Source organism: Xanthomonas sp. SHU 308, assembly GCF_000364645.1.
GTDB classification, from domain to species: Bacteria; Pseudomonadota; Gammaproteobacteria; order Xanthomonadales; family Xanthomonadaceae; genus Xanthomonas_A; species Xanthomonas_A sontii.
The window spans coordinates 1-9,184 of the sequence record NZ_AQOK01000013.1; the positions used below are offsets into that span (position 1 = coordinate 1).

The window sequence follows — 9,184 nt, forward strand, 5'->3', positions numbered from 1 at the left end:
TGGCATCTCGGCGGCATGGCCGCCACGCGGCGGCGCCGATGCCGATGGCGCGCGCTGCACCGGCGTCGCCGGCTCGGTTGCCGGCGACGGGACGGGCTCGGGCTCGACCACGGCCGCGGCATCCACATACACGGTGTGGCCCAACGCCTGCAGCCAGCCGACCTGCTCGGCCGACCACAACGGCGCATGCATGGACGCGGGCTCGCTCATGCCGCGTCCGGCACCTTGCGCCAACGCCGCCACAGCCACAGGCACGGCCCGGACAGCGCGTACAGCACGCCGATCGCCAGCAGCGCCCGGGCCAGGTCGATGACCAGCACTGCCAGCACGATGGGCGCCAGCACCAGCATCAGGAACGGCACGCGGTCGGTGCGCGGGCCCTTCTCGCCACTGCCCTTGAAGCTCCAGAAGCGGATGCGGCTGACCATCAGCAGGGCCGCGGTCACGGTCAGGCCCAGCGCCACATAGCGCAGTTGTTCGCCGTCCCAGCCCAGCGAGCCGTCGGCGAAGGACCACACGAAGGCCATCATCAGCCCGGCCGCGGCCGGACTGGCCAGGCCCACGAACCAGCGCTTGTCGACCGTGCCGACCTGGGTGTTGAAGCGGGCCAGGCGCAGCGCGGCGCAGGCCGCGTACAGGAACGCCGCCGACCAGCCGACCCGGCCCAGCATGCTGCCGTCGAACTTCAGCGCCGACAGCGACCAGTGGTACATCACCAGCGCCGGCGCCATGCCGAAGCTGACCAAGTCGGCCAGCGAATCGTACTGCACGCCGAATTCGCTGCTGGTGCCGGTCAGCCGCGCCACGCGCCCGTCCAGCCCGTCCATCACCGCGGCCACGAACACCGCCACGCTGGCATGCACGAACTGGCCGTTGGCGGCGGCGATGATGGCGTAGAAACCGGAGAACAGGCCGGCGGTGGTGAACAGGTTCGGCAGCAGGTAGATGGTGCGCGAACGGGGGGGCGGTCGGGATGGGTCCATCCCGCCAGTCTAATCGACTTGCCAGGCCCGTCGGCGGGTGCTGCAATCGGCGCTCCCGCCGCGCCCTGGAGACCGAGATGCGCGCCCTGCCCCGGTTTTGCTGCCTGCCCCTGCTCGCCGTCAGCGGCATGCTCGGCGCCACCACCCTGTACCAATGGAAGGACGCGCAGGGCGTCACCCACTATGCCGAGACCCCGCCCCCCGGCGGCAAGTACCAGGTGCGCAAGGTCGACACCCGTGGCGATGCCCCGACCGAGACGCCCGAGGCGGCCCCGGCCGAGAACGCCAAGTGCCTGACCGCGCGCAAGAACCTGGACATCCTCGACAAGCCCGGCAAGATCACCACCGACAGCGATGGCGACGGCAAGCCGGACGGAGAACTGGACGAATCCCAGCGCGGCGCACAAAAGGCCCTGGCCGAGGCCGCGATCAAGGCCTACTGCACCCCGGCCGCCGTACCCGCCAAGTAAGCCGAACGCGCCCCGAACGCGCGCGGCCGGCCGCGGGCGATGCCCGCAGCGCTGGCAATGACTGGCAAAATGGGCGACCCGCCGTCTGCGAAGCCCCTCGATGCGCCTTTCCCAGTTCCACCTGCACACCACCAAGGAAACCCCGGCCGACGCCGAACTGGTCAGCCACCAGCTGATGCTGCGCGCGGGCATGATCCGCAAGCTCGCCTCCGGCCTGTATACCTGGTCGCCGCTGGGCCTGCGCGTGCTGCGCAAGGTGGAAGCGGTGGTGCGCGAGGAAATGAACCGCGCCGGTGCGGTGGAAGTGCTGTTCCCGACCATCCAGCCGCGCGAGCTGTGGGACGCCACCGGGCGCTGGAGCAAGTTCGGCGGGCTGATGCTGCGCATGCAGGACCGCAAGGAACAGGACTACTGCTACAGCCCGACCGCCGAAGAGGCCGCCGCCGATTTCGCGCGGCAGGAGCTGAGCAGCTACAAGCAGTTGCCGGTCAACTTCTACCAGATCCAGACCAAGTTCCGCGACGAGATCCGCCCGCGCTTCGGGGTGATGCGCGCGCGCGAGTTCCTGATGAAGGACGCCTACTCGTTCCACATCAGCGACGAGGACCTGGCGCGCGAGTACGAGAACATGAAGGCGGCCTACACCCGCATCTTCACCCGCCTGGGGCTGCAGTTCCGCGCGGTACAGGCAGATTCCGGCGACATCGGCGGCGACGCCTCGCAGGAATTCCACGTGCTGGCCGCCTCCGGCGAGGATTCGCTGGCGTTCTCCACCGGCTCGGACTACGCGGCCAACGTCGAAGCCGCCGTCGCCGCGGCACCGGCCCCGCGCCCGGCTGCCGGCGAGGAGCTGCGCAAGGTCGCCACGCCCACCCAGAAGACCTGCGAGGCGGTGGCCGAGCTGCTCGGCCTGCCGCTGCAGCGCACGGTCAAGTCGGTGGCGGTGATGGCCGGCGAGACCTTCGTGCTGGCGCTGGTGCGCGGCGATCACACGGTCAACGAGATCAAGCTGGGCAAGGTAGCCGGCCTGGCCGGCTACCGCATGGCCAGCGAGGCCGAGATCCTCGCGCACCTGGGCAGCGAGCCGGGCTTCCTCGGCCCGCTGGGTCCGCGCCAGCCGATCCGCGTGGTCGCCGACCGCGACGTGGCGGCGCTGGCCGACTTCGTGGTCGGCGCCAACGAGCGCGGCTTCCACCTGACCGGGGTCAACTGGGGCCGCGACCTGCCGGAACCGGATGCCGTCGCCGACCTGCGCAACGTGGTCGAGGGCGAGCGCGCCCACGACGGCGGCGAGATCCGCCTGGCCCGCGGTATCGAGGTCGGACATGTGTTCCAGCTCGGCCGCCAGTACGCGCAGGCGCTGGACGCCACAGTGGTGGACGAGAACGGCAAGACCGTGACGCTGGCGATGGGCTGCTACGGCATCGGCATTTCCCGCATCGTCGCTGCGGCGATCGAGCAGAACCACGACGACGCCGGCATCCGCTGGCCGCAGCCGATGGCGCCGTGGACGGTGGCGGTGTGCGTGATCAATCCCAAGCGCGATCCGGCGGTCGACGCCGCTGGCGAGGCGCTGCTGGCCGAGCTGCAGCAGGCCGGACTGGATGCGGTGCTGGACGACCGCGGCCTGCGCCCCGGCGCGATGTTCGCCGATATCGAATTGATCGGCGTTCCGCACCGGGTGGTGGTCTCGGAGCGGGGCCTGGCCGCCGGCACCTTCGAATATCGCGCGCGCAGCGGCGGCGATGCCGAACACCTGGATCGAACCGCCTTGCTGGCACGCCTGCAGGCATGACGAAAGGGCCGGGAGGATATCCCGGCCCTTTTTCTTTACGCCGCCGTCACGCCTTATGGGGGAAACCAGAGCGGTCTGTTTTGAATTGATTACGGCCGCCAGGGATCCATAAGGACATATTCCCACGGCATTGCGACCGAAAATACCCGCCGCGAATTAAGCAGGGTATTTGTCAATCCGATAAAGCATCATTATGATCCTGCGCTGGCCAGGGAATGGCGGAAGCCACCACCCATTTTCCGGAGTAAAGATGACCATCGATCTCAGTGGCCTGTCGGCCAAGCAGTTGGGCGCCCTCATCAAGACCGCCAAGAAGCAGCAGTCCATCGTCGCCAAGCGCACTCCCATCGCCAAGGTCCGCACCCAGCTGACCCGCCTGGCCAAGAGCCACGGCTACAGCATCGAGGAAGTCTTTGGCGGTGGCGCCGCTGCCCCGCGCGGCCGCAAGGCCGGCAAGCCGGGTCCGAAGCCGGGCCGCAAACTGGGCAAGGTCCCGCCGAAATACCGCAATCCCGCCAATGCCGCCGAAACCTGGACCGGCCGTGGCAAGCAGCCGCGCTGGCTGGCCGATCTGGTCGCCAAGGGCAAGAAGGTCGACGATTTCCTGATCGCCGGCGGCGCCGCCAAATCCGCCGCGCCGGCCAAGAAGACCGCCAAGAAGGCGGTCAAGCGCGTCGCCAAGAAGGCCAGCAAGAGCGCTGCGCCGAAGGCCTGATCCGCCACGGCAACCGCAGTCGAAACGCCGGCGCATGCCGGCGTTTTTTATACCGCATTCAAAGATTCTTGCGCGCCGGTACCAACAGATTGCCGAACAGCAGGCCGGCGACCAGCGCCATCACGATATTGGTCACCGTCAGCAGCGCCGATTGCCCGCCGAGCACGTCCTGCTGCTGGACCAGGGTCAACAGCCCGCGCAAGCTGGCACTCCCGGGCACCAGCATGATGATGCCCGGCAACCGGACCAGCGCGCCCGGCCGGTGCACGATGCGTCCGAACAGATTGCCGGCCGCGGTCAATACCATCGCCGACAGGAAGATGCCGACCGGGCTGCCCCAGGCGTCGCCGGCGAAACGCGCGATCGCGTAGCCGGCCACCGATGCCGCCATCACGAACGGATAATCGCGCAGGCTGGCCTTGAACAGCAGTGCGAACGCGTAGGCGGCCACCAGCAGCGAGGCCCATTCCACCCAGCCGTGCTGCGGCCGCGACGCCCGCACCATCGGCTCCAGGCCCAGCAGTTGCGCCAGGGTCACCGCGATCACCGCGCCGACGGTCAGCTTGACGATGGTGGTGACCGCGCCGGCGAAGCGCGCCGTGCCCGAGACCCAGTGCTGGCTGGTGAGTTCGTTGACCGCATTGGTCAGCGCCATACCCGGCAGCAGCACCACCAGCGAGGCGATGATCACCGTATTGAGATTCAGCGGCGCCACGAAACTGGCCACCAGGGTCGCGACGAAACCGGCCAGCAACGCCGCCAGCGCGTCGTTGGCTTCCTTGGTGGCCGGGCGCTTGTCGGTGAGCTGGGTGAGCACACCGATCAGCAGGCCGATGGCGCTGGCGGTGGCGATGTCCAGCCACGGCAGGCGCCACAACCCGGCCACGCCGGCCGCGGCCAGGCCGAAGCCGAGCACCTGCATCGCCATCCAGCGCCGCCCCGGCGGCTGGTCCAGCTGGCGCAGCGCGGTGTGGCCCTGGGCCACGCTCATGCGCCCGCTGGCCACGTCGTCGGCGATACGGTCGGCGACGCTGAGCTTGTGCAGGTCGTTGTCGCCGGGCGCCAGCCGCACCACGCGGGTGATGTCGCTGGAGCCGATCGCCTTGGTCGGGTCGCTGAAGCTGAGGATCAGCCCGGTCGGGTTGGACCAGGGTTCGCAGTCCAGGTCCAACTGCTGCGCCAGCGCCACCACCGCCGCCTCCAGCCGCTGCGCGGTGGTGCCGTAGGTGTGCAGTCGCCCGGCGATGTCGGAGACGAAGGCGATGCGCTGCGCGTAGGTCGCGTTGGCGGAGGGACTGACGGTGGGAGCGGCGGGCATGTCGGCTAGTATGGCGCGAACGCCGCGCCCGGCCACCCCGTCGCGATCACCACATCTGCAACACGGGCGAAACAGGTATGCTCGCGCACCGGACGCCCCCATGATCGAACCGCAACCGCCCAAACTCAGCCAGGACGACCGAGACCCCTCGCGGGTGCGGCTGACCGGCAGTTGGACCCTGGCCACCGCCCTGGCCTCCTCGGAAGTGCTGCGCGGCATGCCGGCCGGCACCACCGGCATCGACGCCAGCGGCATCGGCCAGCTGGATTCGGCCGGGGTGCTGCAACTGATGCGCTACGCCACCCGCAACGGCATCGCCCACGAGGCGCTGGATTTCCGCCAGGACCACCGCGCGCTGGTCTCGACCATCGAGGACGTCGCCGACGACCGCCCCAAGCGCAAGCGCGACTACGGCTTCGCCGCGGCGCTGGAGCGCCTGGGCTACGCGGTGCACCGCAACGGCAAGGAAATCGTCGCCCTGGTCGGCTTCCTCGGCGAGACCCTGGTCAAGCTGCTGCGGCTGCTGCACGCGCCGCGCCGGTTCCGCCTGACCGCCACCGTGCACCACATGGAGCAGGTCGGCCTGGACGCGGTGCCGCTGGTGGCGCTGCTGTCGTATCTGGTCGGCGCGGTGATCGCCTTCCTCGGCTCCACGATCCTGCGCGACTTCGGCGCCGAGATCTACGTGGTGGAACTGGTCAGCATCGCCTTCCTGCGCGAGTTCGCGGTGCTGCTGACCGCGATCGTGCTGGCCGGGCGCACCGCCAGCGCGTTTACCGCGCAGATCGGCGCGATGAAGGCACGCGAGGAGGTCGACGCGATCCAGACCCTGGGCCTGGACCCGATGGACCTGCTGGTGATCCCGCGGCTGGTCGCGCTGCTGCTGATGCTGCCGCTGCTGACCTTCGTGGCGATGATCGCCGGCCTGGCCGGCGGCGTCACTGTGGGCGCCTTCGACCTGGGCATCCCGCCGCAGATGTACCTGGCGCGCATGCACGACACCATCCAGATCCGGCACATGCTGGTGGGCCTGTCCAAGGCGCCGATCTTCGCCATCGTGATCGGCCTGATCGGCTGCCTGGAGGGACTGCGCGTGGAAGGCACCGCGCAGTCCGTCGGCGAGCGCACCACCTCCAGCGTGGTGCAGACGATCTCGCTGGTGATCATCATCGACGCGATCGCCGCGCTGTGGTTCATGAACATGGGGTGGTGAGTTGAAGCCGGGAATCGGGAATCGAGAATCGGGAATGGGGAACGCCGGCCGCGTCAGCGACGTCGACCGGGAGCGCATGCCTTGACCATTCCCGATTCCCCACTCCCGATTCCCGACCAGGAACTCGCCATCTCCGTCCGCGGCCTGGTCAATCGCTTCGGCAGCCAGACCGTGCACGAGGAACTGGACCTGGACGTGCGCCGCGGCGAGATCCTCGGCGTGGTCGGCGGATCGGGCACCGGCAAGTCGGTGCTGATGCGCACCATCCTCGGCCTGCGCGAGCCCGATGCCGGCAAGATCCAGGTGCTCGGCGTGGATACCGACTCCGGCCGCCGCGCCGATCGCCTGCACGTGGAGCGCAACACCGGCGTGCTGTTCCAGGACGGCGCGCTGTTCTCCTCGCTGACCGTCGGCGAGAACGTGCAGGTGCCGCTGAAGGAGCATTTCGGCGAACTGCCCGACAGCTGGCACTACGAGCTGGCGCTGCTGAAGGTGAAGCTGGCCGGCCTGCCCGCCGATGCATTGAACAAGCTGCCCTCGCAGCTGTCCGGCGGCATGCGCAAGCGCGCCGGGCTGGCGCGTGCGCTGGCGCTGGATCCGCCCCTGTTGTTCCTGGACGAACCCACCGCCGGCCTGGACCCGATCGGCGCGGCCGCCTTCGACCGGTTGATCCGCACCCTGCAGGAAGCGCTGGGCCTGACCGTGTTCCTCATCACCCACGATCTGGACACCTTGTACGCTATCTGCGACCGCGTGGCGGTGCTGGCCGACCGCAAGGTCATCGCCAACGCGCCGCTGGCCGAGATCGAGCAAGTGGACCATCCGTGGATCCAAGAGTATTTCCACGGCCCGCGCGCCCGCGCCGCGCGCGATGCCAAGACCGCCTGGACCGAGACCCCCTGAGCCCATGGAAACCAAAGCCAATTACGTGCTGATCGGCGCCTTCACCATCGTGGTGGGGATCGCGCTGCTGCTGTTCGGACTCTGGGCCGCCAAGTACTCCTCCGACCGCACCTGGCAGGAATACCGCGTGGTGTTCCGCGAGGCGGTGACCGGCCTGTCGGTCGGCAGCCCGGTGCAGTACAACGGCATCGCGGTGGGCTCGATCACCGAGCTGACGCTGGCGCCGAACGATCCGCGCCAGGTGGTGGCGCGGATCCGGGTCAACTCGACCACGCCGATCAAGAGCGACACCCGCGCCAAGCTGGGCATCACCAGCCTGACTGGCCCGTCGATCATCCAGCTCTCCGGCGGCACCCCGGAAGCGCCGGCGCTGACTTCGATCGACAACAGCGACGCGCCAATCATCCAGACCACGCCCTCGGCGCTGCAGAACATCACCGACACCGCCAACCGCATCGTCGAGCGCCTGGACGAGGTGCTCAGCGACCGCAACGTCGCCAGCATCACCGCCACCCTGCACAACCTGGAAACCATCAGCGGCGGCCTGGCCGACCGCGACCAGGGCATGCAGTCGCTGATCGTCAGCGCGCGCGATGCGGCGCGCAACCTGGACACCACGCTCAAGACCACCAACGGCACCATCCAGCGCCTGGACCAGAACCTGGTGCAGCAGTTGCCGCCGATCCTCAACAAGCTGGAGGACACGCTGAGCAAGCTGGATTCGGCCGCGGGCAATGCCGACAAGATCCTTGGCGAGAACCGCTCGGCGATCAACAGCTTCGCCAACGACGGCCTCGGCCAGCTCGGCCCGACCCTGACCGAACTGCGTGGCCTGATCCGCGACCTGCGCCGTGTCAGCGACCGCCTGGACAACAACCCCGCGCGCTACCTGCTCGGCCGCGACGCCCCGAAGGAGTTCAAACCCAAATGAAGCCGATGCGCGCCCTCTTCCTGCTCGCCGTGCCGGCCCTGCTGCTGGCCGGCTGTTCGCTGCCCGGCGGCAACAAGGAGCCGGTGACGATCTACGCGCCGGACGTGCGTGTGACCGCCGACCCGGCCTGGCCGCAGGTGAGCTGGCAACTGGCGCTGACCAAGCCCAGCGCCGCGCGCGTGGTCGACAGTTCGCGCATCGCGGTGCGGCCGACGCCCGACGAACTGCAGGTGTACGGCGGCGTCAGCTGGGCGCAACCGGCCACCGACATGCTCGAGGACATGCTGCTGCGCGCGTTCGAGGATTCTGGGCGCATTCCCGGCGTGGCCCGGCTCGGCACCGGGATCCGCGCCGACTACAAGCTGCTGCTGGACCTGCGCCGTTTCGAATCGGACTACGCCGGGCGCGCGGTGCCGTCGGCCACCATCGAGCTCAACGCCAAGCTGCTGTACAGCGCCGACCAGCGCGTGGTCGCCTCGCGCACCTTCCTGGTGACCCAGCCTGCCGCCGGCACCGCCGAATCGCAGGTGGTCGACGCCTTCGGCCAGGCCATGTCGCAACTCGGCCACGACGTGGTCGGCTGGACCCTGCAGCAGGGCCAGGCCGACGCCGCCACCGCGCTGGCGCCCAGCGTGCCGCCGCCGGCCAGCCAGAAGCCGCCGCGGCGCTGATGGCTCCCCTCTCCCACCGGGAGAGGGGTCGGGGGTGAGGGTGCGGCGGCCGCGGAGTCAGTTCCCCAGACACCTCCCTAGCCACCCAACCCTCATCCGCCCCTTAGGGGCACCTTCTCCCAAAGGGAGAAGGGATCACAGCTTCGGTCCCCTCTCCCACCGGGAGAGGGGTCGGGGGTGAGGGT

General features: G+C 69.3%; 9 protein-coding genes and 1 pseudogene. 7 read left to right on the forward strand and 3 right to left on the reverse strand.

The annotated features are described in order from the left end of the window. Both D588_RS28305 and pssA read right to left on the reverse strand, forming a co-directional pair. Positions 1 to 210, reverse strand: a pseudogene (locus D588_RS28305) (alanine acetyltransferase); the annotation flags it as partial. Beyond that, complete coding sequence (pssA, locus tag D588_RS0100740) at positions 207 to 983, reverse strand: CDP-diacylglycerol--serine O-phosphatidyltransferase (RefSeq protein WP_017913906.1); 777 nt, start codon at positions 981 to 983, stop codon at positions 207 to 209. The gene pssA and the pseudogene D588_RS28305, both read right to left, overlap by 4 nt. A 77-nt stretch (positions 984 to 1,060) precedes the next feature. On the opposite strand from pssA, the gene D588_RS0100745 reads away from it, so the two are divergent. The 3 genes from D588_RS0100745 to D588_RS0100755 all read left to right on the forward strand — a co-directional run bounded on the left by D588_RS0100745 (position 1,061) and on the right by D588_RS0100755 (position 3,963). Continuing rightward, positions 1,061 to 1,453, forward strand: a complete 393-nt coding sequence (locus tag D588_RS0100745; RefSeq protein WP_026143223.1) for a DUF4124 domain-containing protein — start codon at positions 1,061 to 1,063, stop codon at positions 1,451 to 1,453. A gap of 100 nt (positions 1,454 to 1,553) precedes the next feature. Next, the gene (locus D588_RS0100750; protein ID WP_017914621.1) at positions 1,554 to 3,248 is read left to right on the forward strand and encodes a proline--tRNA ligase; all 1,695 of its coding nucleotides are present in this window, start codon (positions 1,554 to 1,556) and stop codon (positions 3,246 to 3,248) included. A 250-nt stretch (positions 3,249 to 3,498) separates the two neighbouring features. Continuing rightward, positions 3,499 to 3,963 (forward strand): H-NS histone family protein, encoded by a 465-nt coding sequence (locus D588_RS0100755; protein WP_017914622.1) that lies wholly within the window; start codon positions 3,499 to 3,501, stop codon positions 3,961 to 3,963. Between the two features lie 58 nt (positions 3,964 to 4,021). Here D588_RS0100755 and D588_RS0100760 read toward each other — a convergent pair whose 3' ends face one another. Then, the gene (locus tag D588_RS0100760; protein ID WP_017907457.1) at positions 4,022 to 5,281 is read right to left on the reverse strand and encodes a threonine/serine exporter family protein; all 1,260 of its coding nucleotides are present in this window, start codon (positions 5,279 to 5,281) and stop codon (positions 4,022 to 4,024) included. Between the two features lie 100 nt (positions 5,282 to 5,381). On the opposite strand from D588_RS0100760, the gene D588_RS0100765 reads away from it, so the two are divergent. The 4 genes from D588_RS0100765 (at position 5,382) to D588_RS0100780 (ending at position 8,999) form a co-directional block, all read left to right on the forward strand. Further along, complete coding sequence (locus D588_RS0100765; RefSeq protein WP_010340194.1) at positions 5,382 to 6,494, forward strand: ABC transporter permease; 1,113 nt, start codon at positions 5,382 to 5,384, stop codon at positions 6,492 to 6,494. 81 nt (positions 6,495 to 6,575) lie between these two features. Further along, positions 6,576 to 7,397 (forward strand): ABC transporter ATP-binding protein, encoded by an 822-nt coding sequence (locus tag D588_RS0100770; RefSeq protein ID WP_017914623.1) that lies wholly within the window; start codon positions 6,576 to 6,578, stop codon positions 7,395 to 7,397. A 4-nt stretch (positions 7,398 to 7,401) separates the two neighbouring features. Continuing rightward, the gene (locus D588_RS0100775) at positions 7,402 to 8,328 is read left to right on the forward strand and encodes an MlaD family protein (RefSeq protein WP_017907455.1); all 927 of its coding nucleotides are present in this window, start codon (positions 7,402 to 7,404) and stop codon (positions 8,326 to 8,328) included. Then, positions 8,325 to 8,999 carry an ABC-type transport auxiliary lipoprotein family protein gene (locus tag D588_RS0100780; RefSeq protein ID WP_017914624.1) on the forward strand — a complete coding sequence of 225 codons (675 nt, stop codon included), beginning with the start codon at positions 8,325 to 8,327 and terminating at the stop codon, positions 8,997 to 8,999. Before D588_RS0100775 ends, D588_RS0100780 begins: the two co-directional genes overlap by 4 nt. Positions 9,000 to 9,184 lie beyond the last annotated feature (185 nt).

Excerpts from the sequence above, each read along its gene's own strand:
- pssA (WP_017913906.1), bottom strand. The coding sequence starts at position 983 with ATGGACCCATCCCGACCGCCCCCCCGTTCGCGCACCATCTACCTGCTG.
- D588_RS0100775 (WP_017907455.1), top strand. The coding sequence starts at position 7,402 with ATGGAAACCAAAGCCAATTACGTGCTGATCGGCGCCTTCACCATCGTG.
- D588_RS0100780 (WP_017914624.1), top strand. The coding sequence starts at position 8,325 with ATGAAGCCGATGCGCGCCCTCTTCCTGCTCGCCGTGCCGGCCCTGCTG.
- D588_RS0100765 (WP_010340194.1), top strand. The coding sequence starts at position 5,382 with ATGATCGAACCGCAACCGCCCAAACTCAGCCAGGACGACCGAGACCCC.
- D588_RS0100750 (WP_017914621.1), top strand. The coding sequence starts at position 1,554 with ATGCGCCTTTCCCAGTTCCACCTGCACACCACCAAGGAAACCCCGGCC.
- D588_RS0100745 (WP_026143223.1), top strand. The coding sequence starts at position 1,061 with ATGCGCGCCCTGCCCCGGTTTTGCTGCCTGCCCCTGCTCGCCGTCAGC.
- D588_RS0100755 (WP_017914622.1), top strand. The coding sequence starts at position 3,499 with ATGACCATCGATCTCAGTGGCCTGTCGGCCAAGCAGTTGGGCGCCCTC.
- D588_RS0100760 (WP_017907457.1), bottom strand. The coding sequence starts at position 5,281 with ATGCCCGCCGCTCCCACCGTCAGTCCCTCCGCCAACGCGACCTACGCG.